The following is a 24,213-nucleotide window of genomic DNA, read 5'->3' as shown; positions in this document are numbered from 1 at the left end:
CAAGGACCGGTCATGGGGCTTTCCGCCGAACAATTGCGCAGCTCGCTCGACGCGCTGGCACGGATCGAGCCGGCGTTCGCGGCGGCGCTGGCCCATGCCGGCTATCCCGAGCCGCGCATCCGCGACCGGGGCTATGCAACGCTGCTGCGGACCATCGTCGGGCAGCAGGTCAGCTACAAGGCTGCCGATGCGGTGTGGGCGAAGCTGGAGGCGGCGCTGATCGAGGCGACCGATCCGGCGCGGATCGCCGCGACCAGCGACGAAGACCTGCGCGCCGCCGGGCTGTCGCGGCAGAAGACCGGCTATGCCCGCAGCTTGGCCGAAGAGGTGCTGAGCGGGCGGCTCGACCTCGCCAACCTGCCCGCCGACGATGAGGAAGCGATCGCGCAACTGGTGCGGATCAAGGGGATCGGGCGGTGGTCGGCCGAAATCTACCTGCTGTTCGCCGAGGGGCGGACCGATGTCTGGCCGGCGGGCGATCTGGCGGTGCAGGTCGAGATCGGGCGGATCTTGGGCCTGCCCGAACGACCGAGTGAAAAGACGATCCGCGAACTGGCGGAGAAATGGCGACCGCACCGCAGCGCCGCGACGGTGTTCGCGTGGCACCATTATATGTTCGATCCGGCCACGCAGTCGGCGAAGAACAGCGCGATTTAGGGCGCGCCGGGCAAGGTGCAGCAAGCTGCACCGCGCCGCACGAAGCGCGCCCGGCCGGCGGCGCGAGCAGCGCCGTCCGACGACACGGGCTTTGCCCGTGGCGGGGCCTGGAAAACCCCGGAAATCCGCCAAAGGTCACAAAAGTCACACTCGCCACGCTTTGCAAATCGATCGTGACGGTCCGCGATGGAACGACGGATGCGGTTGTCGAAGCGCCGACCGGGCATGACAGGTCGGGCAGCTGTAGGACAGCGCCCCGCGCCGGTCACGGCATCGCGACGACCATCACGGTCAGCGCCGGCGGTTCGCTGCCGGCGATCTGCAGCAGGTGGCGTCCGGGTTGCAGGTCGAAATCGACCATCTTGCGGATCGTCGAACAGGCCGGGCCATGGCCGTGCGCCGCCGATGTCAGCGCCGTCGTCCCGCGCAGCACATCGACCCATGCCGCCGCGCCGAGGGCGACGCGATAGCGCCCCGCCTTGGCCACGGTGAAGGCGAGGACGCCGCCATGGCTGTCGGGTTTTGCGGCCTTGGTCGGCGGTACCGCGTAGGAGAGCCGCGACACCGGGAGCAGCGTCGCGGTAACCGCCGTCCCGATCGTCAGCGCCGTCGGCCGGGTCGCATCGGCACCGGCCGTGACGGGTACCGGACGCCGCCAGCCTTCCATACCGGCCGGCAGCGCCGCTGGCATTGCCGGGCAGTCCGGTGCAGATGCTGCCTGTGGAGCGGCGAGCAGGAGAAGGGTGGCAAGCAGCATGGTCGTCCCCCGAACGAACGCGTTTTCCGCCGGATAGTGACTTTGGCCCGATCACCGTTCCGCTCCGACCAGCCTATATCGGTCGTGCTGCCCGGTCCACCATTGGCCTGCGACCGCTGATCCGGCACCTGTTGGCGATCAAATGCGGCCGGAAACGTCGATGGGCAGGACGCTGTTTTGTGACTAGTCTTGTCCGTCTGTCAGGGGAATGATCGTGCGCCGGATGCTTCTGCTTGCCATCGTCCTGACCGCGCCGCTGGCGGCGGTCGAGCCGGCCAACCCGTTGGCCGGGCGCTGGGTGGTCGATCTGACGACCGATCCGGCCAAACCCTATCTGAAGTCGATGGAGTTGCGGCTGGCGGCCGATGGATCGGTCGCGGGCAGCTTCTATGACAGCACGATCGAAGGCGGGCAGTGGAAGACCGACCGAGGGCGGACCTGTGTCAGCTTTCGCACCAGCGACGGGGTCGGGCCCTATCATAGCAGCGCCTGCCTGCGTGGCGGTGTGATCGAAGGGCAGACCTGGGCCGAGCATCGCACGTTCCTGTTCAACTGGAATGCGACGCGCGGGTAGGTCGGGTGACCTGCTGTGGCGCTTCGATCATCCGCTACGGTCCGCCAATGCCATTGCCACCCCAACTCGACCTTGGCCTCTACTAAGGTCGCGCGCTCAACGACAGCTTTACCGTACTTTCGCGCAGGCGGGGGTACGGCAGACGGCAGGGAACCGGCGCTTTCACAGACGTCTCGACTTGATCCGGGGTGACGCGCGGGTTGATATTGGCTTGCCAACGTCGCCGGCCGATAGGGGTTGAACCTTTCGCGGCGTTTGTCGAACGCTGCAGCAGGAAATTCCGGTCAGACGACAAATCTACCGCCCCGCCAACCACCCGGCATAGGGCGTGTTCTCCACCTTCCGCCGGTTATAGTCGGGTGCGCCGTCGTCCCACCACACCGGGCCACGCTCGCCCAACGCCACCTTGGCCGCATCGACCGCCTTGCGCGCCTTTGCCACCGCTGCATCGTCGCCGGCGCGCTTGCCCGCCGCGCGTCCATCAGGTCGTGGACCAGTCGGTCGCGTTCGACCTCCGACAGGTCCAGGCGGGTCGCGCGCCACACCACGCCGTCGACCACGATATAGCGGCCATCGGGCGTGCGGGGCGGGTCGGTCATGCCGGTTCGATCAGTCGCCGGGCCTGTGCGCGGGCTTCGTCGGTGATTTCCGCGCCCGAGAGCATCCGCGCGATTTCCTCGCGGCGTTCGTCGCTCGACAGCGGGCGGACGCCGGTGCGGGTGACGATGCCGTCATGCGCCTTGGCGATCAGCAGATGGCGGTCGCCGCGCGCCGCGACCTGCGGGCTATGGGTCACGACCAGCAACTGGGTGGCGCGCGACAGGCGGGCAAGCCGGTCGCCGATCGCCGAAGCGACCGCGCCGCCGACGCCGCGATCGATTTCGTCGAAGATCATCGTCGCCGCCCCGCCCTCTTCCGCCAGCGCGACCTTCAGCGCGAGGATGAAGCGCGACAATTCGCCGCCGCTCGCGATCTTGGCGAGCGGGGCGAAGGGCGCGCCGGGGTTGGTCGAGATTTCGAATTCCACCCGGTCGCGACCCGCGGACGACCATTGTCCTTCGTCGAGATCGGCGACGACGGTGCGGAAGCGCGCGGCGTCGAGTTTCAGCGGGGCGAGTTCGCCCGCCACCGCCGCGTCGAGTCGCGTCGCCGCTTCGGCGCGGGCGGCATGGACCCGATCGGCCTGTGCCAGATACGCCGTGCGCGCAGCCGCGACCTTCGCCTCCAGCGCGCCGATCCCGGCCTCCCCCGATTCAAGCAGCGCCAGCCGCGCGGCGAGGTCGTCGGTCAGCGTGGCAAGATCGTCGGGCTGGACCCGGTGCTTGCGCGCCATTGCCCGCAGCGCGAACAGCCGCGCCTCGTCGTCCTCCAGCGCGCCGGCATCGAAGGCCAGCGCGTCGGCGGCATCGCGCAGTGCGGTTTCGGCGGCTTCGGCCTCGACCAGCGCGCGGTCGACGGCGGCGAGCGATTCGGTCAGTGCCGGATGCGCTTCGGATATGCGTTCGAGCGCGCGTCCCGCCTGTCGCAGTGCCGACAGCGCGCCATTGGGGCCGTCGAGCCGTTCCTCGACCTGGGCCAGATCGCCGGCGACCTTTTCGGCGCGCTGCATCGAGCGGCGGCGTTCGGCGAGCGCCTCCTCCTCACCCGCTTCGGGGGCGAGCGCGGTCAGTTCGCCGACGGCATGTTCGAGCCAGTCGCGGTCGCGCTGCGCCACCTCGATCTCGGCCAGCGCCACGCCGCGCGCCGCCTCCGCATCGCGCCAGTCGCGATAGGTGCGGGTCAGCGGCGCGGTATCGATCCGGCCGAACCCGTCGAGCAGCGCGCGGTGGCCGCGCGGATTGAGCAGGCCGCGATCGTCGTGCTGGCCGTGGATCTCGACCAGATGCGGGGCGAGGTCGCGCAGCAAGCCAGCGGATGCCGGCTGATCGTTGACGAAGCCGCGACTACCGCCATCAGCCTTGACGATACGGCGGATGATGAGCGGTTCGCCGGGTTCGAGGTCGAGCCCATTATCGTCGAAGAGCCGCGCGACCGGGCCGTCCTGTGCCGGCGCGGCGAAGATCGCGGTCACCGCCGCCTGCTTGGCACCGTGCCGGACCAGCGCAGTATCGCCGCGCGCGCCGAGCGCGAGGCCGAGCGCGTCGAGCAGGATCGATTTGCCCGCGCCGGTTTCCCCGGTCAGCACGCCGAGGCCGGCGACGAAGTCGAGGTCGAGTGCCTCGATCAACACCACGTCACGAATGGAAAGCGCCGTCAGCATCGCGCCCTCCTTACCCGCGGAACAGCCGGAGAACAAACCCCTTCGTGCGGGTCGGTGCGGGTTTTGGGGTCCGCGACGTGGGGCCGCCGAGGCTATCTCGTCATCCCGGACGTGATCGAGACCCTCGCGAACGTCTCGAACCCCTCCCCCTACCGTACCCCCGCGCAGGCGGGGTTCCAGGGTTCCAAGCGCGAGCCGTCGTTCTGCTTGGCTCTGGACCCCCGCTTGCGCGGGGGTCCGGCAGGGGCCGATCGACATTCAGCAATAACCACGGAGGTTCGTCATTCCCGCGCAGGCGGGAATCCATAGACGCCGACGTTCTGGCTGGATTCACGACGCTGGCGTATATGGACTCCCGCCTGCGCGGGAGTGACGAACGGGTGTCGAACGCTATTCCTGCGCCCAGCGAACCGAATGTCGATCCCGCCTAGTTTGCAGCTATGATTACGACGTTCGCAGAGGTCTCGACTTGATCCGGCGTCCTGCTTTTCCAGCAGTCGAAGAAGCAGCGGGACCCCGGGTCAAGCCCGGGGGTGACGATAGCGTGCGGCTTCCCGAATGCGGCGAACCGCCCGGTCAGTTGCGCGGCGTGCCGCCCGGTCCGCCGGGGCTGCCGCCCGATGCGCCGGTGGTCGGGCCGGTCAGCGACCCGGTGACCGGCGGCGGGGTGGTCGCGGGCGGGGCCGGCCGGGTCGACGGGTTGATCTTCGCGTCGGGCGTATCCTCGGCCGGCTCGACCGTCACGGTGCCGACCGGCGGCGGGGCCGGGTCGGCATATTTGACCGGGATCGGCTTGGGCGGTGGCGGCGTCTTGTCGTTGATCAGGTCGTAGGCGCGCTTGTACCAGTCGGTGCCCGGATAGTTGGCACCGAGCACGGCGGCCGACTTCTTGGCTTCGCCGGGAACGCCCAGCGCCAGATAGGTTTCGGTCAGGCGCATCAGCGCCTCGGGCGCGTGGGTCGTCGTCTGATACTGATCGATGACCGAGCGGAAGCGCATCGACGCGCCGAGCCACTGGCCGCGCTGCTGATAGAAGCGACCAATCTCCATCTCCTTGCCCGCGAGGTGATCGCGGACGAGATCGAGTTTCAGCCGGGCATCGGCGGCATAGGCGGTGTTGGGGTAGCGGCGCGACAATTCGCCCAGCGCGTCCATCGCCTGCATCGTGATCTTCTGATCGCGGGTCACGTCACTGATCTGTTCGTAATAGGACAGCGCGATCAGATAATAGGCATAGGGCGCATCGCGGTTGCCGGGGTGGACCGACAGGAAGCGCTGCGCGCCAGCGATCGACTTCGTATAGTCGCCTTCGAGATAATAGCTGAACGCCCCCATCAGCTGCGCGCGGCGCGCCCAGACCGAATAGGGGTGCTGGCGCTCCACCTCATCGAACAGGGCCGCCGCCACCTTGTACTGCTGGCGGTCGAGGCGGCCCTTCGCAGCGGTGTACAGCGTGCCCACGTCGCGGGCGACATAGGGCAGGTCGCGGCCGGCACCAGCGCCACCACGGGCACAGGCGGAGAGGCCGACGCCGGCGAAAGCGACGAGGATGAGCGCGGATGCGCGGGACGATACGGTACGCATGGGCGACGCTTCTACTGCGCAAGGGGTAGCGCGAACAGTCCCTTTCGCGCGTTGGCCGGGGGTGGCGTAACCCCGGCGTTTCGCGCATGGGGTGCGCGACCTGTTCAACGCCGATCCGGAGCGCGTTTATGCCCGTTACCAAGCTCGAAATGCACCGCGTCGAAAAGCCGTGGGGCCGCCACCACCTCGGCTTCGGTTTCGCAGACCAGCCGGCGGACCGCGATCCCGTCGGCGAAATCTGGTACAAGACGCCGGGTGACGACACCCCCGACCTGCTGGTCAAATATCTGTTTACGTCGGAAAAACTGTCGGTGCAGGTCCATCCCGACGACAAGCAGGCACAGGCCCGCGGGCTGCCGCGCGGCAAGGACGAATGCTGGACGCTGCTGGCCGCCGAAACCGATTCGACGATCGCGCTGGGCACGCTCGAACCGATGACCGCTGAACAGCTGCGCGATGCGGCGCTGGACGGGTCGATCGAGCAGAAGCTGGACTGGAAACCGGTGAAGGCCGGCGATTTCTTTTATGCGAAGTCGGGCACGGTCCATGCGATCGGCGCGGGCATCACGCTGATCGAGATTCAGCAGAATTCGGAAACGACCTATCGGCTGTACGATTATGGCCGGCCGCGCGAACTGCATCTGGAAGACGGTGTCGCGGTGTCCGACGCGCGGCCGTTCGTCGCGCCGGACGCGCCGGGCAAGATCGCCGAGAATCGCAGCATCCTGGTCGACGGGCCGAAATTCGTGCTGGAACGCTGGACCGGCGGTGCGCGCACGGTGACCGTGCCGGCAGGGGTCAAGGGCTGGTTCGTGCCGGTCACGGGCAAGGGCAGCACCGACGGCGTCGCATGGGCGGCGGGCGACTGCCTGACGTTCGAGGGACAAGTTACCGTCACCGCCGACGAAGATTCCGACCTGCTCTTCGCCTATCCGGGTGAACAGTATAGCTGACCCAAAAGTGAACGGAACGTAGTTTTACGTTCACGCAACTTGGACACGGGGTACGCCGTTCTGTTTTCCGTCCTCACGGAGTGGAGAAACATGATGCGTACCCCGATCCTTGCCGCGCTGGTCGCGGCGATTGCTCTGCCGACGATCGCCGCCGCACCGGCCATGGCGCAGACCCCGCGTCAGGAATATCGCGACGACATTCGCGACGCGCGACGCGATTACCGCCGCGAAGTCCGCCGGGCCGACGACCGTCGCGACGTGCGCCGGGCCGACAACGAATATCGCCGCGACGTGCGCGAGGCGCGCCGCGACCTGCGCCAGAACCAGCGCGACTGGCGCGGCTATCGCAACTATGACTACAACCGGTTCGAACCGGGCCGGAACCGCTATTTCGCCGACCGCTATTATCGCGACGGGCAATATTACCGGACCCGCGCGCTGAGCCGCAACGACCGCGTCTATCGCGGGCAGGACAACCGCTATTACTGCCGGCGCAGCGACGGCACGACCGGCCTGATCATCGGTGGTCTGGGCGGCGGCGTGCTCGGCAACGTCATCGCGGGCGGTGATTCGCGGCTGCTCGGCACGCTGATCGGTGGCGGCGCGGGTGCGCTGCTCGGCCGGTCGGTCGATCGCGGGCAGGTGGTCTGCCGCTGATCCGCTGATTGCCTAGCGGGTGGCCGGGGCGGTGGATTGCCGCCCCGGCTGACGCCCGCCGACGACATAGACGGCGAGCCCGGCCCAGATCAGGCCGAAACAGGCGAGGCGCGTCGGGGTCAATGTCTCGCCGAACACGGCGATCGCCAGCAGGAATTGCAGCGACGGCGCGATGAACTGCAACATGCCCATCGTCGCCAGCCGCAGGCGGCGCGCGGCTGCGGCGAACAGTAGCAGCGGTGCGGTGGTGACCGCGCCGGCCAGCACCAGCTTCGCCGCCATGCCCGCCCCCTGTTCGAACGCCATCGGCTGCTGGCTGCCGAGCCACAGCAGATAGCCGAGCGCGACCGGGGCCAGCAGCGTGGTTTCGACCATCAATCCTTCGAGCGCGCCGACCGACACCGTCTTGCGGATCAGGCCGTACAGCGCGAAGCTGATCGCGAGGCTGAGGCTGATGCCGAGCGCGATCCACGACGATCCGAACGCGAACAGCGCCACCCCCGCCCCGGCCAGCGCGACCGCGACCGCCTGCGTTCGGTTCATCCGTTCGCCCAGCAGGACGACGCCGATCAGGACGCTGAGCAACGGGTTGAGGAAATAGGCGAGGCTGGCAGCGAGCACCTGTCCGTGCAGGACCGCCCAGACATAGACCAGCCAGTTGATCGCGATGAACGCCGCGCTGGCGATCAGGTAGGCGAGTGCCTTGCGATCGGCAAATGCCGCGCGCAACCGCGGTCCGCGACGCACGGCAATGACGATGCCCGCGACCAGCAGCGCCGACCACAGCACGCGCTGTGCGACGATCTCGCCCGCGTCGATCGGCCCCAGCAACCGGAAATACAGGGGCAGCAACCCCCATAGCACATAGGCGCCGACGCCGAACGTCAGCCCCTGCCGGTCCGCCCCGTCGTTCACCGGATCAGATCAGCCCGCCGGTAAGGAAGAGGCGCAGGCCGCTGACGATCAGGATGATGAGGTTCAGGTTGCGGCCCGAGGTCTTGGACGACAACAGCCCGACGACGAAGCCGACCAGCGCGATCGGGAACACGATCCAGTTCATCAGCGAGATGAAGGGGATCAGCGCCGGGATCGCCAGCACGAGCGCGACGAGGCCGATCAGGATCGAGAACAGGTTCAGCATGGCACAGGACATGGCCCACCACCCGGCGCGGAGCAATGGCAGCAATGGTTTTTTACAGTAGGATGGATTCTTAACGCGCGACCCCCACGGTCGCGGCCGACTGTCCCCGTGGAGCCACCCGTCGATGATTCGCGCCCTGCCCTTCACGTTGCTGTTGCTGCTGGGCGGATGCGGCGGTGCGGACGCGCCGGGCAACGATCTCGACACGCTGGATGCGCAACTGGCGCAGGCGAATGCGACCGATCCGGCGGTGACGGCGGCGTTGCAGGATCAGATCATGGTCGATCCGACGCTGACGTCGCAAGCCAATGGCGATGCGGTGCGCCCGCCCGACCGGCCGTACAGCGCCGCGGCCCCCGCGCCGACCGTCGCTGCGGGCAGCGCCGCGCCGGAGGAAACGTTGCAATCCGCGCCGGCACCGGGGGCGTGTCCGTCGTGCAAGGGCGGGCGCGAGGCGTTGACGCTGGACGAACTGGCCAGCGTCCAGCGCGGCGGCAACCGGCAATGCGCGAGCAAGGTCGGCTATTCGGCCGGCTGGGCCAACCGCCTGCCCGCTGCCTTCGCGCTGCACCCCGATGCCCGCGTCACCGAAGCGGCGGGAACCGATGCCGATGGCTGCCGCCTGCGGGTGGTCAGCTTCACGATCGCGCAGCCGGTCGGACGGATGGTCGACTGGTATTATACGCGCGCGACGAAGGGCGGATATTCGGCGCAGCATCAGGCCGATGGCGACCAGCATGTGCTGGGCGGCACGCGTGGCAAAGCCGCCTTTGCGGTGTTCCTGTCGCCCGAGGGACAGGGCACGTCGGTCGACCTGATCGTCGACGGCGGCTGATCTTTACGGGCGGTGGCCGGCTCCCTATTTCGTTGCGGAGGGGAAACATATGTTGATCGTCAGCGCCGTCCTGATCGCCTGTATCGCCATCCTGCGGCTATGGCCCGACCTGCCGCTGGCGCAGGCGCTGGCGGCGATGCTGGTCGTGCCGGTGGCGCGGCGGATGGCAAGGCTGACGCCGGGGCATTGGCTGTTGTTCGCGATCGTGTCGGCGGCGGCGGGCACGGTGCTGTGGATGGGCGGCGACATGATCGTCGTGTCGGCGCTCGGCGCGCCGGAGATGGCGGGCGTGCTGGCGATGATCGATGTCGCGGCGTATCTCGACGCGATGCTGGCGGCGTTCGCGGTGGCGGGTACGGTGCGCGGCACGGCGGTGCGGCTGTCGGTCGGGCGGTTGCTGCCACGCAGCCGTAGCCGGCGAACGCGGCGGGTGCGCTTGGCGCGCAAGGCGGCGAATGACGATGAGCCGGCGGGGGGCTGGCTGGCGGTGGCCTGAACAGATGGTTGCCCCGTACCTCTGCGAACGTCGTAATCGTAGCCGCAAACTGGCCGTACCCCCGCGTAGGCGGGGGTCCAGAGCCAAGCAGAACAACGGCTTGCGCTTGGAACCCTGGACCCCTGCCTGCGCGAGGGTACGGTAGGGGAAGCGGTTCGGGACTCTCGCAGAGGTCCCGAATCGATCCGGGTTCCTACGAACGTGCCGGTTCCCTGCCTTCCGCCGTACCCCCGCGCAGGCGGGGGTTCGGGGCGATACAACGCAGCCTATCGATTGTGGCTCTGGACCCCCGCCTGCGCGGGGGCACGGTTGGTGGCTGGGGCGACGGTATCCGCCACCGGCACCGGCCCGTTCGCGCCGGCCTCCAGCAGCGAATCGCCGCCCAGCGTCCGGTACAGCGTCACCCGGTTGGTCGCCGCGACGAGCTGCGTCGCGACCAGCCGGCGCTGTGCGGTGTAATAGGATCGCTGCGCGTCGAGGCTGGTCAGGAAGGTGTCGATGCCGCCGCGATAGCGCGCCTCGGTCAGGCGGAACGTGTCCTGCGCCGCGAGCAGGTTGGCGCGGTCGGCGCGGGTCTGTTCGGCGATCGTCCCCTGTCGGGCGAGCGCGTCGGATACGTCGCGGAACGCCGACTGGATGGTGCGTTCATAGGTGGCGAGCAGCGCATCGCGCTGGGCCTGGCTGAATTCGACGCCGGCGCGACCGGCCCCGGCACGGAAGATCGGATAGCTGAGCGACGGCGCGACCGAATAGTTGAACGCACCACCGGTGAAGAGCGTGCGCAGCGCATCGCTGGCGAAACCGACCAGCCCGGTCAGCGACAGGCGCGGGAACAGCGCCGCGCGCGCCGCACCGATATCGGCATTGGCGGCGAGCAGTTCATATTCCGCCTGCACCACGTCGGGCCGGCGCAGCAATATTCCCGAATCGATCCCCGCCGGCAGGTCGGCGATGGTCGGCAGCACGATGTCGATCGATGCGGGCAGCAACGCCGGATCGACCGGGGCACCGACCAGCAATTGCAGCGCGTTGACGTCCTGCGCCACTTGCGTGCGCTGTTCGGCAAGGTCGCTTTGCGCGGTGGCGAGGATCTGTTCGGCCTGCCGCAGGTCGGTGCGCGGGGCGATGCCGCCCTGTAGCCGCGCACGGGTCAGGGCGACGCTGCGTCGGGCGCTGGCTGCCGTCGCTTCCGATACGGCCATCAGGCTGCGGTCGGCACCATAGGCGGCCCATGCCTCGGCAATGTCGCCGACCAGCGTCAGGCGGGTGGCGCGCGCGCCGGCTTCGGTCGCGAAATAGCGATTCTGTTCGGCCTCGGTCAGCGACCGGATGCGGCCGAACAGATCGATTTCGAACGCGGTCGCGCCGAGATCGAGCGAGAAGCTGCTAGGCGAACGGTTGCTGGTGACGATCGTCCCGCCGGTGCCACCCGTGCCGGTGCCGCCGGTGCCGGTGCCCGTCCCGGTGCCGCCGGTCCCGGGAATGGTCGTCGTGGTCGCGCCGTCGCCGGTGCCGCGATAGCTGTAGCGGGCGGAGCCATCGAGCTGCGGGAACAGATCGGCGCGCTGGATGCGATATTGGGCGCGCGCCGCCCGGATATTGGCGGCGGCGATGCGCAGGTCGCGGTTGTTGACCAGCGCCTGCCCGACCAGCGTGCGCAGGCGTGGATCGGTGAACACCTGTTCGAAGGTCAGCGCGGGCAGCGTCGCCTCGCGCTGCTTCAGATAGGCGTCGCCGATCGGCCACGACGGCGGCACCACCGCCTGTGGCCGTTCATAGGCCGGGGTCATCGAACAGCCCGCCAGCAACAGCGCGGGCAGCGCGCGCGTCAGCCGCTTCATGCCGGCACCTCCTTGCGGCCGCGCAGCTTGGCGAGGCCGTCGCGCACCCCGCGCCGGACCAGCACGAAGAACAGCGGGATGTAGAAGATCGCCAGCACCGTCGCAGTGAACATGCCGCCGATCACCGCCGTGCCGATGGCGATGCGGCTGTTCGCCCCCGCCCCGGTCGAGATGGCCAGCGGCAACACACCGAAGATGAAGGCGAGCGAGGTCATCAGGATCGGACGCAGGCGGATGCGCGCCGCCTCCAGCGCGGCATCGATGACCCGCGCGCCCTTCTTTTCCGCCTGTTCGGCGAATTCGATCATCAGGATCGCGTTCTTGGCGGCAAGGCCCATCGTCGTCAGCAATCCGATCTGGAGATAGACGTCGTTCTCCAGCCCACGCAGCGTCACGAACGCGATCGCGCCGATCAGGCCGAGCGGGATAACCAGCAGCACCGCGATCGGGATCGACCAGCTTTCGTACAGCGCGGCAAGGCACAGGAACACGACGAGAATCGACAGGCCGTAGAGGATCGGTGCCTGTCCCGACGACAGCCGTTCCTGAAACGACAGCCCGGCCCATGCGACGCTGGTGCCCGGTATCTGTCCGGCGAGTTCGGCGATGCGGTCCATCGCTTCGCCCGAGCTGACGCCCGACGCCGCCTGCCCCTGAAATTCGAACGAGGGCAGGCCCTGAAAGCGCGACAGCGTGGTCGGCGCGACGGTCCAGCCGGTCCGCGAGAAGGAGGAGAAGGGCACCATCTGCCCGTTGCTGCCCCGCACGAACCACTGCGACAGGTCGCCGGGTTCGCTGCGATAGGGGGCGTCCCCCTGCACGAACACGCGCTTCACCCGGCCGCGATCGATGAAGTCGTTGACGTAGCGACCGCCCCATGCGGTCGACAGCGTGTTGTTGACGTCGCCCTGCGTCAGCCCCAGCGTCGACAGCCGCTGCTGATCGAGATCGACGTTCAGCGTGGCGATATCGGGCAGTTCGGACAGGCGCACGCCGGTCAGCATCGGATCGGCGCTGGCGGCGGCGAGCAGCTTGTCGCGCGCGGCGGCGAAGTCGGCGGCGCTCATCCCGCTCGCGTTCTGCAATTCCATGGTGAAGCCGTTCGCCTGCCCCAGCCCGCGCACGGCAGGCGGCAGCAGCGCGAAGACCTGCGCATCGCGGAAATTGCGGAACGCGGACGAGGCGCGGTCGATGATCGCATCGGCGCCGTTGTCCTTGCCCGGACGGTCCGCCCAGTCGGTGAAGTTGATGAACCCCTGTCCGGTATTCTGCCCCGCAGCCCCGCCACCGCCGCCACCCGCGACGGTCAGCAGCGTGCGGACATTGTCCTTTTCATAGGTCATCAGATATTTTTCGACCGCGCGCTGCACCTCTTCGGTGCGGCCGCGCGTCGATCCGGCGGGCAGCTGGAAGCGAATCGTCGCCGCGCCCTGATCTTCGGTCGGCAGGAAGCTGGTCGGCAGCCGGACGAACAGCAGCGCGAGGATCGCCAGCACCGCAGCATAGAGCAGCAGATACAGCCATTTGCGGTCGATGACATGGATGACGCCGCGTTCGTATTTCGCGACGCCCCGGTCGAACCGGCTGTTGAACCCATTGCGCAGCCGTTCGCCGACATGCGCGACGCGCGGGAATTTACGCTCCAGCCAGCCGCCTTCGAGGCTGCCGTCCTCGCCGCGCTTCTTCTGCTTGAGCAGCGTCGCGGTGAGCGCGGGCGAGAGGATGAGGGCGACCAGCACCGACAAGATCATCGCCGCGACGATCGTCACCGAAAACTGGCGATAGATGACGCCGGTCGACCCGCCGAAGAACGCCATCGGCAGGAACACCGCCGACAGGACGATGCCGATCGCGATCAGCGCGACCTGAATCTCCTCCATCGACTGGATCGTCGCGTCGCGGGGCGAAAGGTCGGGATTTTCCTCCATCAACCGTTCGACATTCTCGACGACGACGATCGCGTCGTCGACCAACAGGCCGATGGCAAGGACGAGGCCGAACAGCGTCAACGTGTTGATCGAGAAGCCGAAGAGATAGAAAACGCCGAACGTGCCGAGCAGCACCACCGGCACCGCGATCGTCGGGATCAGCGTCGCGCGCCAGCTTTGCAGGAACACGAACATGACGATGACGACGAGGATGACCGCCTCGATCAGCGTCTTGACCACTTCCTCGATCGACAGCTTGATGAAGGCGGTGGTGTCGTTGGCATAGGCATAGGTCAGGCCGGCGGGGAATTTGGCCGATTGCCGCTCGACCTCCGCCTTCACCAGCTCGGCGGTTTCCAGCGCGTCGGCACCGGGCGCGAGGCTGATGGCGAGGCCAGCACCCGGATGGGCGTTGACCCGGCTCAACGCCGAATAATTTTCCTGCCCCAGCTCGATGCGCGCGACATCGGACAGCCGGACGGTCGACCCTTCGGGCAGCGTCTTCAGGATGATCGCCTTGAACTGCGGCGGGGTCTGCAGCCGCGACTGCGCGGTGACGGTCGCGTTCAGCTGCTGTTCGGGGCCGGACGGCTGCCCGCCCAGCTCGCCGGCGGCGACTTCGGTATTCTGGTTCTGGATCGCGGTGATGACGTCGCCGGGCATCAGCGAGAAGGAGGCGAGCCGCGCCGGATCGAGCCAGATGCGCATCGCATATTGCGACCCGAACACGTTGGTTTCGCCGACGCCGTTGATCCGCGCCAGCGGCTCGACGAGGTTCGCCTCCATGTAATCCGACACGTCGCCATTGGTGCGCTGGTCGGTTTCGTCGAAGATGCCGACGATCATCAGGAAGTCGGGGTTCGATTTGGTGACGCGGATGCCCTGTTGCTGAACCTGTTGCGGCAGGCGCGACAGGGCCTGCTGCACCTGATTCTGGACCTGCACCTGCGCGATGTCGGGGTCGACGCCCTTGTCGAAGGTCGCGCTGATCGTCACCTGCCCGCGCGACGAGCTTTGCGAGCTGAAATAGAGCAGGCCGTCGATGCCGGTCAGCTGCTGTTCGATGATCTGCGTCACCGAATTCTGGATCGTCTCGGCATTCGCACCGGGATAGGTCGCGCGGATATTGACCTGTGGCGGCGCGACATCGGGATATTGCGCGATCGGCAGCGACAGGATTGCGCCGAGGCCCGCCAGCATGGTGATGATCGCGATCACCCATGCAAAGATCGGGCGATCTATGAAGATACGGGACATGCGTCAGGCGATCCCGGCCGGGGCGATGAAAATGCGGGACATGCCTTATCCCGCCTTTGCGGGCGCGGAAGCCCCATCGCCGGCCGGTTTGGGGGCGATGTTCTGCGGCGCGTTCGCCGGCATCGGCTTGATCTTCGCGTTCGGGCGCAGGTTCGCGGTGCCCTGCGTAATGACCTTGTCGCCGGGGTTCAGGCCGCCGGTCACGACCCAGAACTGGCCCTGGGTGCGATCGGCCTGCACCGTCTTTTGCACGGCGGTGTCGTTCGGCCCGACCACGAACACCGTCGCCAGCCCCTTGGGATCGCGCTTGACCGCCTGTTGCGGCACGAGGATCGCCCGCGTGTCGATCGCCTGCGCGAATTTGGCGCGGACGAACATGCCGGGCAGCAACACGCCCTGCGGATTGGGGAAGCGGGCGCGCAGCGTCACCGTGCCGGTTTGCGCGTTCACCATCACCTCGGCGAACTGGACGCTGCCGGTCCGGCCGTAATCGCTGCCGTCCTCCAGCGTCAGGCGCACCGCCGCCGACGCCGGCACCGCCCCGCCGCTCGCCAGCTGCCGGCGAAGCGCCAGCAGGTCGGCGCTCGATTGCTGGATATCGACGAAGATCGGGTCGAGCCGCTGGATCACCGCCAGCGGATCGGTCTGGTTGCTGGTGACCAGCGCGCCTTCGGTGAAATAGCTGCGCCCGATCCGCCCGGTGATCGGCGCGGGTACGGTGGTGAACGACAGGTTCACGCGCGCCGTCTCCAGCTGCGCGCGGCTCTGCGCAACGGCGGCGGCGGCCTGCCGCGCCTGGGCGGCGGCATCGGTATAGTCCTGACGGCTGACCGCCTCGATCTCGGCCAAGGGGCGGTAGCGTTCGGCGCGGACGCGCGTCGCCTCGGCATTGGCCTGCGCGCTGTTCAGGTTCGCGACCGCTTCGTTGGTCTGCGCCCGGTACAGGCGGGGGTCGATCTCGTAGAGCGTCTGTCCGGCGCGGACCAGCGCGCCTTCGGTAAAGAAGCGGCGGCGGATGAGTCCGGCGACCTGCGGGCGGACTTCGGATTGCTGGAAGGCGACGACGCGCGCGGCGAGGTCGGCGGTCTGGGCGACGCTGGTCGGCTGGACGACGACGAAGCCGACCACTGCCGGTCCCTGATTGCCGCGACCGTTCTTGCCCTTTTCCTTCGCATCGCCACCGCTGCCGCAACTCGACAGGAGCAGGACGGACGACAGCAGCAACAGGCACGGGCGAACGCGCGACGACGCGGATCGGATCAAGGCGGCAACCTTTGCGACGGAATACGGCGCGGATGCGCCGGCCGCATAACCGGCCGGACACCCGAAAGTTTCGTGAACCGTTTTCATACGCCTGACGTCGAGCGACGCAATGCGCGAGTTGTCGCAATTTGTCGCGGCAATGTCGCCTAACTGGGATTCCAGCGATGCGCGTCGCGCGATTCGGGTTTCATCTCGATCGAATAGCCCGGACGGGTCGGCGCGCGATAGGCACCCCGCTCGACGACGCACGGGTCGACGAAATGCTCGTGCAGGTGATCGACGAACTCGGCCGCGCGGTCGTGCTTCACGCCCGAAAAGCACAGATAGTCGATCATCGACAGGTGCTGGACATATTCGCACAGCCCGACGCCGCCGGCGTGCGGCCAGACGGCAAGGTCGTATTTCGCGGCCATCAGCAGCACCGCCAGCACCTCGTTCACGCCGCCCAGCCGGCAGGCATCGATCTGCACCACGTCGAGCGCGTGGCGCATGATGAACTGTTTGAAGACGATGCGGTTCTGGCACATCTCGCCGGTGGCGACCTGCACCGGCTTCACCCCCTCGCGGATCGCGCGATGCCCCTCGACATCGTCGGGCGAGGTCGGTTCCTCGATGAAGCGCAGTTTGGCGAAGGCGAGGTCGTTGACGCGCGCGATGGCGTCGGACACTTCCCACACCTGATTGGCGTCGATCATCAGGTCGATGTCCGGCCCGACCGTGTCCCGCGCCAGCGCCACGCGACGGCGATCGTTCGCGGGATCGCCGCCTACCTTCAGCTTGATATGGGTGAAGCCGTCGGCCACCGCCTCGCGGCACAGCCGGACCAGCTTCTCGTCCGAATAGCCGAGCCAGCCGGGTGAGGTCGTATAGGCCGGATAGCCCTCCGCCAGCAGCGTCTGCCGCCGCTCCGCCTTGCCGATCGCGCGTTCCTCGAGCAGTGCCACGGCCTCGTCGGGGGTGATGCAGTCGGTCATGTAGCGGAAGTCGATCAGGCCGACGATTTCGGCCGCCGACATCGAGGCGATATAGTCCCACAGCGGCAGGCCCGCCGCCTTTGCGAGCAGATCCCACACCGCATTGACGACCGCGCCGGTCGCAAGGTGGATGATCCCCTTTTCCGGGCCGACCCAGCGCAGCTGGCTGTCGCCGGTCATCCGCCGCCAGAAGCCCGCGCCATCGCTGCGGATATCGTCGAGCGACAATCCCTCGACCAGCGGGGCCAGCGTCCGGATCGCCGCGCAGCACAGGTCGTTGCCGCGCCCGATGGTGAAGGTCAGGCCATGCCCCTCCAGCCCCGGCGTATCGGTTTCGAGGATGCAATAGGCCGCCGAATAATCCGGCTCCGGGTTCATCGCGTCCGATCCGTCAAGGAACGCCGAGGTCGGAAACCGGATGTCGTGCACCGATAGCCGGGTGATGATCGTCATGTGCAGCCCCCATGGGGCATCGCCGGTGATGATCGATCCGCCCCGTTCCGGTCACCGCGATATGGGTGCCGAACCGTTTTCATATGTGAACGAATTTTCGCTTGCAACCGGAAAGCGGGGCCGGGAACCGACGAACGTGATTCACGGTCTTTCGTGGCCCTTGGCCGAGCCGGGATTGTTGCCAAATCGTCGGTCCGTACCACGGCGAAGGTCGGGCCCGGTTGGGGCACGTCGGCAACTGACGAAGAAGCCTTCAGCCTGCGGCTATCACAGGCCCTTGGACTTCTAGCGGCAAGCGCAGGAAGCCTCGTGTCCAGAGACAAGGGGCAGCGCAGGCACCCGGCCGCTTGCCCCCTTCTCCAGGCGGGATCAACCTTCAGTTCGCCGGGCGCAGGAATAGCGTTCGATCCCCGTTCGTCACTCCCGCGCAGGCGGGAGCCCATCTACGCCAGCGTCGCGAATCCAGCCGGGCCGTCGGCGTCTATGGATTCCCGCCTGCGCGGCAAGGACGAAATTCCGTTGCTATCGCTGAATATGGATCGGTCCTGGTTCGGTACTCGACAAGCTCGCAGCCACCGGATGGCGGATGAGGGGAGATCGGATAGAGGCGCAGGTTCGGGCCCCCCCCTCAACTCCGCCGGATCAACGCCCGCGCCAGTTTCCGATCCTCCAGCGAATAATACAGCCAGATCGCCCCTTCCACGACGACCACCGACGCCGCGAACGCGATGTCCGTCGCGCTCCGGTCATCCACCGGTGGCGGGGTGATCAGCGGCTCGATTCCCCGCGCCACCACGCCGCGAAACTCGGCGTCGAACGCCACCCAGCCGATCCGCCAGCGCGCATCGCGCGTCGCCCCGTTGTAGAACATCACCGGCATCGCCGGATCGTCGATCAACAGCGGACCCGTGGACAGATGCCAGTCGTCCCAGCTGTCGGTGCGCGGCATGAACGGGGTCGGCTGTTCGTCCCATGGTCCCGCCACGTCCGCGCCGATCGCCATGCCGATCCGCGACGCTTCGTCGGCGGCATATTCGTAGAACAGCCGCCAGCGCCCGTCGGCAGTGCGGTCGATCGTTGCTTCCTTGGTATTGCCCTCCGACTTGGACGACGCCAGCACGACGCCGCTCTTGGTCAACCGGTCGAGCGACGGACCGGTGGCATAGGACAGTTCGCCATGGGCGTGATCGCCCAGCACGCCCGAATAATAGACGACATAGCCGTCGTCGCGGCGCACCACCGTCGGGTCCTCGACACCGCCCGCATCCTCTTCGCCCGGCCCCGGCACGATCGATGGTTCGGGCAGCATCGCGAAGTGCCGCCCGTCGTCGCTCCATCCGGCCCAGATCACGCCGGTATCGGTCATCGGCTCGCCCGGCCGCGTCACCGCGCGGACCATCATGCCGAACCGGCCGTCCGCCTCCTGCCAGACATAGGGGCTCATCAGGTCGCGCGTCATCAGCGCGGGCGGACCGTCCAGCGTCACCTCCTCGATCCGGCGGACGTTGAAATCCAGTTCGATCTCGCAATCGGCGACGACGTCCTTGCGATGCGGATCGCCGATGTTGGCACCCCCGCTCATGCGCCGACCGCCTGCATCAGCGACAGTCCGCCATCGATCACGATCCGCGCCCCGGTGATGTAGCGCGCCCGGTCGCTCGCGAGGAACACCGCCAGATCGGCGACCTCCTCGGGCTGCCCCGCGCGTTGCATCGGGATATTCTGCTCCAGCGCCTGGCGATAGGCGGCATCGCTCTGGGCGCGGGCGTTCATCGGCGTCAGGATCATGCCCGGCTCGATCGCGTTGACGCGGATGCCCCGCGCCGCCTCTTCGATCGCCAGCGTTTCCATCAGGTTGGTCAGCCCGCCCTTCGCCGCGCAATAATCCGCCCCGCCCGCGCGCACCGCATAGGCATGGATCGACGAGATGTGCAGGATCGTCGCGTCGCCGCTCTTGTCGCCGCGTCCGGTCAGGAACCGGCGCGACGTCAGGAACGCTCCCGTCAGGTCGGTGTCGATCAGCCGCCGCCACTGGTCCAGCGCCATGTCGCGGACCTTGACCCCCGTCATGTTCAGCCCGGCCGAATTGACCAGCACGTCCGCCGGCCCCCATGCCGCCTCGACCCGTGCGAAGGCGGCGTCGACCGACGCCTCGCCGTCAACATCGGCCTGGATGGTGACCGCTTCGCCACCCGCGTCGCGGACCGTCTGCGCGCTGTTTTCCGCTCCGTCCCGGTCCGAATGATACAGGATCGCCACCCGGTCGCCCTCGCGTCCGAATGCCGCCGCACAGGCCGCGCCGATCCCGGATTCCGCGCCCGTTACCACTATTGTTCGTCCGCCCACGCCGACCTCCGATTTCGTTCGGGCAGGGAAACGATCGGCGCGGCGCTTGGCTTCATGAACTTTCCTACACCTTTGGATGACGTCATACTGGCGAGCCGCAGGCGCTTTTCGCGATCCGGGGGAGACGCTCCGCGACGTCGACCACGTGTCACCTTCACCAACTTCGCCCCCCGCCCTATAGCCGCTGCAACTTCCCCCTTTCGGACAATGCCATGCTCCCCGGTTTCGACCTCCCCGCCTTCGTCGCCGCCACCCTGTCCGAGGATATGGGAGAGGCGGGCGACATCACCGCCGCCGCCGTCATCCCCGCCGACGCGGTCTTCACCGGCGTGATGGACAGCCGCGACGCGATCACCGTCGCCGGACTCGACCTCGCCGCCGCCTTCTTCCGCCATCTCGACCCACATGTCGTTCTGGAACCGCTGGTGAGTGACGGCGACCGCGTCGCCGCCGGCACCGCGCTGCTCCGCCTGCGCGGCAATGCCCGTGCGCTGCTGACCGCCGAACGCTCGGCGCTGAACACCGTCCAGCACCTGTCGGGCATCGCCACCCTCACCGCCCGCTATGTCGCCGAAATCGCCGGCACCGGCGCGACGCTGCTCGACACGCGCAAGACGATCCCCGGCCTGCGCATCCTCGAAAAATACGCGACCCGCATGGGCGGCGCGATGAATCACCGCATGGGCCTGTGGGACGCGGCGATGATCAAGGACAATCACGTCGCCGTCGCCGGATCGGTCGGCGAAGCCACCGCCCGCGCGAAGGCGGCCGGCATCGAGCGGATCATCGTCGAGATCGATTCGCTCGACCAGATCGAACCCGCGCTGACCGCCGGCGCGACGCACCTGCTGCTCGACAACATGACCCCGCCGACCCTGCGCGAAGCGGTGGCGATGATCGCCGGTTGCGTCCCCGCCGAGGCGTCGGGCGGCGTGAATCTCGACACGATCCGCGCCATCGCCGAAACCGGCGTGACCTTTATCAGCGTCGGCCGCCTTACCCAGTCGGCGCCCGCCGCCGATATCGGGCTGGATTTCACCCTCGACGCCGCATAACCACCGGACAGCGCTCCACAGAGGGAACTCCATGCGTCCAAGCTCGATCGTCCGGTTCGACCGGCTCTACCTCGCCTCGATCGTCGCCGGCCTGATCGGCAATGTCATCGAATGGCCGGTGACGATGGCCCGCCTGACCGAAAACCCGCAAACGGCGGCGCTCGGCTCGGGAGCGGCGGTAGCCGCCGGCGGCATGATCGCGACCGGCGTGCTGATCGCGCTGCTGCTGTGGTTCCTCGCGGCAAAGCGCGCCAGCAACGTCGCGCGCTGGATTGTGGCGGTCTTCACCGCCTTCTCGGTCGGCAGCCTGCTCCTTGGGCTCGGCGGTGGTGCGGTCATTCTCGACGCCGGCGGGATCATTCGCCTCGTCGCGGTCGCGTTGCAGGCGGCAGCGACCTTCTTCCTGTTCCGCCCCGACGCCGCCGCATGGTTCACGCCGTTCGAACCCGTGGAGGACGACGCATGAAGCGAATCGCCCTCACCCTCGCCGCCCTGCTGCTACCCGCCGCCGGTCAGGCACAAACGCTGCAATGCTCGGTCCCGTCACAGATCGAACGCCCGCGCCCCGACCTGCCCAGCCCGTCGCAGCCGCGCCGAGTGCTTCCGATCGGCAGCTATACGCTGGCGATCACATGGAGCCCCGAATTTTGCCGGACGCGCGCCGACGACCCGCGCAACGCATTCCAGTGCGGCGGCAGCAACCGCTTCGGCTTCACGCTGCACGGCCTGTGGCCCGATGGCGAGGGCAAGGACTGGCCGCAATATTGCACCTCGACGCCGATCCTGCCGCCGGCGGTGATCGCCAGGAACCTCTGCGTCACCCCTTCGGCGCAATTGCTCCAGCACGAATATGCCAAGCATGGCACCTGCATGGGCGTGTCGCCAGCGGCCTATTTCGACGAATCGCGCACCCTGTTCCGGAAACTGCGCTTTCCGGACATGATGGCGCTGTCGCGTCGCCCCAGTCTGACCGCCGGCCAGCTCGCAGCCGCCATCGCCCGCGTCAATCCGGGCATCACCCCGCAATCGATGCGGATCACCACCAATAAACGCGGCTGGCTGGACGAAGTCTGGCTCTGTCTCGACCAGCGTCGTCGTTACACCGCCTGCCCCGCGCGGCAGGGTGGCGTGACGCCCGGCACCCGGATCAAGATCTGGCGCGGCGGACGTCAGGCGGCGTAATCAGAGCTCGACCGTCGCCGTCGCGGGATGGTGGCGGTCGAGATGCTTGCGGATGATCCGCAGGTTGCGGGTGTTCGACCGGAAGAAGAAATCGGGCACCGCCCCGACGATCGGGATCAGACCCAGCGCCCAATCGGTGCCGACATTGCCCGCCATACGCGCCATCTGCCACCGCGACATGCCAAGGTTGCGCGCTTCCCACAGCATATAGCTGCCCATTGCCGCGCCGATGAAGCTGCCGACGACGGGGATGAAGTTCAGCAGGAAATCGAGGCCCACCGGACGGTTGATGCCGGGAATGGTCATCGACCGTTCCATCAGTCGCTCGATCGCCACCACGCGACGGCGCACGGCGGCAGGATCACGGTCGAGATGTCCGGCGATCTGCTCGAACAGTTCGGGGGAGATGCGGGTCGGCTTTGCCATGCCCCCTATTTGGTATCGCCACGCAGGTGGTTCAACGGATGGACCGCGCGCGGATTGATCTGGAACCCGCGCAGGCGCGGCGCGACCAGCGACCAGCGCCACGGCCGCGCAACGGACACGAACGCGACATCGGCCGCCAGCGCCGCATCCGCCGCCGCCAGCCGCTGCGCCCGTTCGGGCAATGACGTCGCATCACGTGCCGCCGCGATCAGCGTCATCGCATCCATCGCGCAACCCCGGCACGCCGTCGCCAGATACCAGCGCGCACTGTCATAGGGGGCGACCCGGTCGATCAGCATCAGGTCGGCGGGCGCATCGATCGCGACCCGCTGCCCGCGTATCCCGATCCGCGCCAGTGCCGCGGCCATCCGTCCCCACAACAACGTCGCGCCGGGACCATCGGGCAGCGCGACCCGCACCGTCACCGGTCGGCCCCACGCCGCGACCTGCGCCCGCGCGGTCTGCCAGCGCTGGTCCTCGGTCAGCTTGCGCCACGGCGGCAGCGCCGGGTCGCTGGCCGAATCGAACGCTTCGGGCAGGATGGTGTCGATGCTGGCCCAGCCGCCATCGATCGCGGCGGGCAGATTGCCGGTCTGGATCGCCATGGCCACCGCCGCCCGGTTCAGCGGCGCGGCAAGAAACCCATCGCGCCCGACAAAGGCGAAACCGAACAGCCCGCGCGCCGGATCGACGCGAATGTCCGTCGTCCGCAGCCCGGCCGCGGCGACGATCGGCCAGTCGGCCAGCATGCCCCCCAGCACGAGATCGCTGCGCTTCGCCCCGAACCGCGCCACGGCCAGTGCCGCGCGCGCACCGTTCAGCCGCACCTCGTCGGCGGGAACCGGTGCCGGTGCGTCCGAATCCATCGGCGCGCGCAGCCGCACGCCCTCCCCCAGCAGCCGCCGCATCGGCCCGCTGCCCTGCGCACCATGCCGCACCGCCAGTTCGGGTTGCGCCAGCAGGGTCAGCAGCTCGGTATTCGGTCGTTTCAGCCGGATCTCGATGACCTGCGGCGTCATCGCCACGATCTCGTCGATCGAGCGCAGGAACGGGGTCAGCCGGTGCCCGGCCTCGATCCGCACCGCGCGACGCAGTGCGGTGACGACCTGATCGGCGGTGACCGGTCGCCCGTCGCTCCACGTCGCCGTACCCAGTCGAAAGATATAGCTGCGCCCGTCATCGACCATGTTCCAGCGTTCGGCGATCGCCGGTTCGACCTGCCCGGCCGCGTCGAACCGTACCAGCCCCTGTGCCAGCGCACTGCGCAGCAGGACGCGTTCGGTATTGCCGTTGCCGTCCCGCTCGATCGCATCGACCTCCACCGGCCGCTCGTCCGCCCCCCGGTCGCATGCGGCCAGCGTCAGCAACAGGGGGCCAAGAAACAGCAAGCGGGTCATGCGTCGCTCCATGCCATGAAAGGCGTGGCGGCGGCCAGCCCGTGGTACGGACGGCGGGACTTGAACCCGCACTCCCGATGGGAAGCGGATTTTAAGTCCGCTGCGTCTACCGATTTCGCCACGTCCGCGTGGAGGAGGCTGCGTTCCAAGCGGATCGGCGCGCGCCCGTCAAGCCGC

General features: G+C 68.0%; 23 protein-coding genes and 1 tRNA gene. 9 read left to right on the top strand and 15 right to left on the bottom strand.

The window, feature by feature from the left end; genetic code table 11:
- Positions 1 to 12 precede the first annotated feature (12 nt).
- Positions 13 to 657, top strand: coding sequence for a DNA-3-methyladenine glycosylase family protein (locus ASE90_RS16840; RefSeq protein ID WP_056003510.1), 645 nt, complete (start codon positions 13 to 15; stop codon positions 655 to 657).
- 265 nt (positions 658 to 922) lie between these two features.
- Here ASE90_RS16840 and ASE90_RS16835 read toward each other — a convergent pair whose 3' ends face one another.
- Entirely contained in the window at positions 923 to 1,414 is a 492-nt protein-coding gene (locus ASE90_RS16835; RefSeq protein ID WP_056003507.1) for a hypothetical protein, read from the bottom strand.
- Positions 1,415 to 1,637: 223 nt separating this feature from the next.
- On the opposite strand from ASE90_RS16835, the gene ASE90_RS16830 reads away from it, so the two are divergent.
- Positions 1,638 to 1,988 carry a hypothetical protein gene (locus ASE90_RS16830; RefSeq protein WP_056003662.1) on the top strand — a complete coding sequence of 117 codons (351 nt, stop codon included), beginning with the start codon at positions 1,638 to 1,640 and terminating at the stop codon, positions 1,986 to 1,988.
- 297 nt (positions 1,989 to 2,285) lie between these two features.
- Here ASE90_RS16830 and ASE90_RS20775 read toward each other — a convergent pair whose 3' ends face one another.
- The 3 genes from ASE90_RS20775 to ASE90_RS16815 all read right to left on the bottom strand — a co-directional run bounded on the left by ASE90_RS20775 (position 2,286) and on the right by ASE90_RS16815 (position 5,832).
- Complete coding sequence (locus ASE90_RS20775; protein ID WP_235531902.1) at positions 2,286 to 2,429, bottom strand: hypothetical protein; 144 nt, start codon at positions 2,427 to 2,429, stop codon at positions 2,286 to 2,288.
- A 154-nt stretch (positions 2,430 to 2,583) separates the two neighbouring features.
- Positions 2,584 to 4,248 (bottom strand): DNA repair protein RecN, encoded by a 1,665-nt coding sequence (gene recN / locus ASE90_RS16820; protein ID WP_056003504.1) that lies wholly within the window; start codon positions 4,246 to 4,248, stop codon positions 2,584 to 2,586.
- 576 nt (positions 4,249 to 4,824) lie between these two features.
- Positions 4,825 to 5,832, bottom strand: a complete 1,008-nt coding sequence (locus ASE90_RS16815; protein ID WP_082449898.1) for an outer membrane protein assembly factor BamD — start codon at positions 5,830 to 5,832, stop codon at positions 4,825 to 4,827.
- A gap of 128 nt (positions 5,833 to 5,960) precedes the next feature.
- Here ASE90_RS16815 and ASE90_RS16810 point away from each other — a divergent pair, with 128 nt between their 5' ends.
- Together ASE90_RS16810 and ASE90_RS16805 are read left to right on the top strand one after the other, a co-directional pair.
- The gene (locus ASE90_RS16810) at positions 5,961 to 6,785 is read left to right on the top strand and encodes a class I mannose-6-phosphate isomerase (RefSeq protein ID WP_056003501.1); all 825 of its coding nucleotides are present in this window, start codon (positions 5,961 to 5,963) and stop codon (positions 6,783 to 6,785) included.
- A 93-nt stretch (positions 6,786 to 6,878) separates the two neighbouring features.
- The gene (locus ASE90_RS16805) at positions 6,879 to 7,442 is read left to right on the top strand and encodes a glycine zipper 2TM domain-containing protein (RefSeq protein WP_056003659.1); all 564 of its coding nucleotides are present in this window, start codon (positions 6,879 to 6,881) and stop codon (positions 7,440 to 7,442) included.
- Between the two features lie 12 nt (positions 7,443 to 7,454).
- On the opposite strand, the gene rarD is transcribed toward ASE90_RS16805, so the two are convergent.
- Together rarD and ASE90_RS16795 are read right to left on the bottom strand one after the other, a co-directional pair.
- Positions 7,455 to 8,357 (bottom strand): EamA family transporter RarD, encoded by a 903-nt coding sequence (gene rarD, locus ASE90_RS16800; protein WP_056003498.1) that lies wholly within the window; start codon positions 8,355 to 8,357, stop codon positions 7,455 to 7,457.
- A gap of 4 nt (positions 8,358 to 8,361) precedes the next feature.
- Positions 8,362 to 8,583 carry a hypothetical protein gene (locus ASE90_RS16795; protein ID WP_056003495.1) on the bottom strand — a complete coding sequence of 74 codons (222 nt, stop codon included), beginning with the start codon at positions 8,581 to 8,583 and terminating at the stop codon, positions 8,362 to 8,364.
- Positions 8,584 to 8,707: 124 nt separating this feature from the next.
- Here ASE90_RS16795 and ASE90_RS16790 point away from each other — a divergent pair, with 124 nt between their 5' ends.
- The gene (locus tag ASE90_RS16790; RefSeq protein WP_056003492.1) at positions 8,708 to 9,418 is read left to right on the top strand and encodes a hypothetical protein; all 711 of its coding nucleotides are present in this window, start codon (positions 8,708 to 8,710) and stop codon (positions 9,416 to 9,418) included.
- Between the two features lie 49 nt (positions 9,419 to 9,467).
- Positions 9,468 to 9,914, top strand: coding sequence for a hypothetical protein (locus ASE90_RS16785; protein ID WP_056003488.1), 447 nt, complete (start codon positions 9,468 to 9,470; stop codon positions 9,912 to 9,914).
- 266 nt (positions 9,915 to 10,180) lie between these two features.
- On the opposite strand, the gene ASE90_RS16780 is transcribed toward ASE90_RS16785, so the two are convergent.
- The 6 genes from ASE90_RS16780 to ASE90_RS16755 all read right to left on the bottom strand — a co-directional run bounded on the left by ASE90_RS16780 (position 10,181) and on the right by ASE90_RS16755 (position 19,958).
- Positions 10,181 to 11,755 (bottom strand): efflux transporter outer membrane subunit, encoded by a 1,575-nt coding sequence (locus ASE90_RS16780; protein WP_056003486.1) that lies wholly within the window; start codon positions 11,753 to 11,755, stop codon positions 10,181 to 10,183.
- Entirely contained in the window at positions 11,752 to 14,940 is a 3,189-nt protein-coding gene (locus ASE90_RS16775; protein ID WP_056003483.1) for an efflux RND transporter permease subunit, read from the bottom strand. The genes ASE90_RS16780 and ASE90_RS16775 overlap by 4 nt, the downstream gene beginning before the upstream one ends.
- Before the next feature lie 45 nt (positions 14,941 to 14,985).
- Positions 14,986 to 16,200, bottom strand: a complete 1,215-nt coding sequence (locus ASE90_RS16770; RefSeq protein WP_235531921.1) for an efflux RND transporter periplasmic adaptor subunit — start codon at positions 16,198 to 16,200, stop codon at positions 14,986 to 14,988.
- 149 nt (positions 16,201 to 16,349) lie between these two features.
- The gene (locus ASE90_RS16765) at positions 16,350 to 17,630 is read right to left on the bottom strand and encodes an L-fuconate dehydratase (protein ID WP_056003480.1); all 1,281 of its coding nucleotides are present in this window, start codon (positions 17,628 to 17,630) and stop codon (positions 16,350 to 16,352) included.
- 628 nt (positions 17,631 to 18,258) lie between these two features.
- Positions 18,259 to 19,089, bottom strand: a complete 831-nt coding sequence (locus ASE90_RS16760; RefSeq protein WP_056003653.1) for a glycosidase — start codon at positions 19,087 to 19,089, stop codon at positions 18,259 to 18,261.
- A gap of 119 nt (positions 19,090 to 19,208) precedes the next feature.
- On the bottom strand, positions 19,209 to 19,958 hold the full coding sequence (locus ASE90_RS16755) for an SDR family oxidoreductase (protein ID WP_056003477.1): 750 nt from the start codon (positions 19,956 to 19,958) through the stop codon (positions 19,209 to 19,211).
- Positions 19,959 to 20,188: 230 nt separating this feature from the next.
- On the opposite strand from ASE90_RS16755, the gene nadC reads away from it, so the two are divergent.
- From nadC to ASE90_RS16740, 3 genes are read left to right on the top strand one after another with little or no spacing between them, the layout of a single operon-like run.
- Entirely contained in the window at positions 20,189 to 21,031 is an 843-nt protein-coding gene (gene nadC, locus ASE90_RS16750) for a carboxylating nicotinate-nucleotide diphosphorylase (protein WP_056003475.1), read from the top strand.
- A 31-nt stretch (positions 21,032 to 21,062) separates the two neighbouring features.
- Entirely contained in the window at positions 21,063 to 21,497 is a 435-nt protein-coding gene (locus ASE90_RS16745; protein WP_056003472.1) for a hypothetical protein, read from the top strand.
- Positions 21,494 to 22,213: a ribonuclease T2 family protein gene (locus tag ASE90_RS16740; protein ID WP_056003470.1), complete on the top strand. Its 720-nt coding sequence runs from the start codon at positions 21,494 to 21,496 to the stop codon at positions 22,211 to 22,213. Before ASE90_RS16745 ends, ASE90_RS16740 begins: the two co-directional genes overlap by 4 nt.
- Here ASE90_RS16740 and ASE90_RS16735 read toward each other — a convergent pair whose 3' ends face one another.
- The 3 genes from ASE90_RS16735 to ASE90_RS16725 all read right to left on the bottom strand — a co-directional run bounded on the left by ASE90_RS16735 (position 22,214) and on the right by ASE90_RS16725 (position 24,164).
- Positions 22,214 to 22,639: a DUF4112 domain-containing protein gene (locus ASE90_RS16735; protein WP_056003467.1), complete on the bottom strand. Its 426-nt coding sequence runs from the start codon at positions 22,637 to 22,639 to the stop codon at positions 22,214 to 22,216. It abuts the gene before it with no gap.
- Between the two features lie 5 nt (positions 22,640 to 22,644).
- Entirely contained in the window at positions 22,645 to 24,036 is a 1,392-nt protein-coding gene (locus ASE90_RS16730) for an ABC transporter substrate-binding protein (RefSeq protein WP_056003650.1), read from the bottom strand.
- A gap of 42 nt (positions 24,037 to 24,078) precedes the next feature.
- Positions 24,079 to 24,164 (bottom strand) — tRNA-Leu (locus ASE90_RS16725).
- Between the last annotated feature and the right edge of the window lie 49 nt (positions 24,165 to 24,213).

Origin of the sequence: Sphingomonas sp. Leaf67 (genome assembly GCF_001421965.1) — a bacterium.
In the GTDB taxonomy this organism is placed as follows: Bacteria; Pseudomonadota; Alphaproteobacteria; order Sphingomonadales; family Sphingomonadaceae; genus Sphingomonas.
Note: the sequence above shows the minus strand (reverse complement) of the source record. Positions and strands in the feature narration are given on the sequence as shown.

What these genes read in the sequence shown, in the direction of transcription:
- ASE90_RS16840 (WP_056003510.1), top strand. Translation starts at nt 13, where the DNA reads ATGGGGCTTTCCGCCGAACAATTGCGCAGCTCGCTCGACGCGCTGGCA.
- ASE90_RS16835 (WP_056003507.1), bottom strand. Translation starts at nt 1,414, where the DNA reads ATGCTGCTTGCCACCCTTCTCCTGCTCGCCGCTCCACAGGCAGCATCT.
- ASE90_RS16830 (WP_056003662.1), top strand. Translation starts at nt 1,638, where the DNA reads ATGCTTCTGCTTGCCATCGTCCTGACCGCGCCGCTGGCGGCGGTCGAG.
- recN (WP_056003504.1), bottom strand. Translation starts at nt 4,248, where the DNA reads ATGCTGACGGCGCTTTCCATTCGTGACGTGGTGTTGATCGAGGCACTC.
- ASE90_RS16815 (WP_082449898.1), bottom strand. Translation starts at nt 5,832, where the DNA reads ATGCGTACCGTATCGTCCCGCGCATCCGCGCTCATCCTCGTCGCTTTC.
- ASE90_RS16810 (WP_056003501.1), top strand. Translation starts at nt 5,961, where the DNA reads ATGCCCGTTACCAAGCTCGAAATGCACCGCGTCGAAAAGCCGTGGGGC.
- ASE90_RS16805 (WP_056003659.1), top strand. Translation starts at nt 6,879, where the DNA reads ATGCGTACCCCGATCCTTGCCGCGCTGGTCGCGGCGATTGCTCTGCCG.
- ASE90_RS16795 (WP_056003495.1), bottom strand. Translation starts at nt 8,583, where the DNA reads ATGCTGAACCTGTTCTCGATCCTGATCGGCCTCGTCGCGCTCGTGCTG.
- ASE90_RS16790 (WP_056003492.1), top strand. Translation starts at nt 8,708, where the DNA reads ATGATTCGCGCCCTGCCCTTCACGTTGCTGTTGCTGCTGGGCGGATGC.
- ASE90_RS16785 (WP_056003488.1), top strand. Translation starts at nt 9,468, where the DNA reads ATGTTGATCGTCAGCGCCGTCCTGATCGCCTGTATCGCCATCCTGCGG.
- ASE90_RS16780 (WP_056003486.1), bottom strand. Translation starts at nt 11,755, where the DNA reads ATGAAGCGGCTGACGCGCGCGCTGCCCGCGCTGTTGCTGGCGGGCTGT.
- ASE90_RS16775 (WP_056003483.1), bottom strand. Translation starts at nt 14,940, where the DNA reads ATGTCCCGTATCTTCATAGATCGCCCGATCTTTGCATGGGTGATCGCG.
- ASE90_RS16765 (WP_056003480.1), bottom strand. Translation starts at nt 17,630, where the DNA reads ATGACGATCATCACCCGGCTATCGGTGCACGACATCCGGTTTCCGACC.
- ASE90_RS16760 (WP_056003653.1), bottom strand. Translation starts at nt 19,089, where the DNA reads ATGACGCGCGACCTGATGAGCCCCTATGTCTGGCAGGAGGCGGACGGC.
- nadC (WP_056003475.1), top strand. Translation starts at nt 20,189, where the DNA reads ATGCTCCCCGGTTTCGACCTCCCCGCCTTCGTCGCCGCCACCCTGTCC.
- ASE90_RS16745 (WP_056003472.1), top strand. Translation starts at nt 21,063, where the DNA reads ATGCGTCCAAGCTCGATCGTCCGGTTCGACCGGCTCTACCTCGCCTCG.
- ASE90_RS16740 (WP_056003470.1), top strand. Translation starts at nt 21,494, where the DNA reads ATGAAGCGAATCGCCCTCACCCTCGCCGCCCTGCTGCTACCCGCCGCC.
- ASE90_RS16735 (WP_056003467.1), bottom strand. Translation starts at nt 22,639, where the DNA reads ATGGCAAAGCCGACCCGCATCTCCCCCGAACTGTTCGAGCAGATCGCC.
- ASE90_RS16730 (WP_056003650.1), bottom strand. Translation starts at nt 24,036, where the DNA reads ATGACCCGCTTGCTGTTTCTTGGCCCCCTGTTGCTGACGCTGGCCGCA.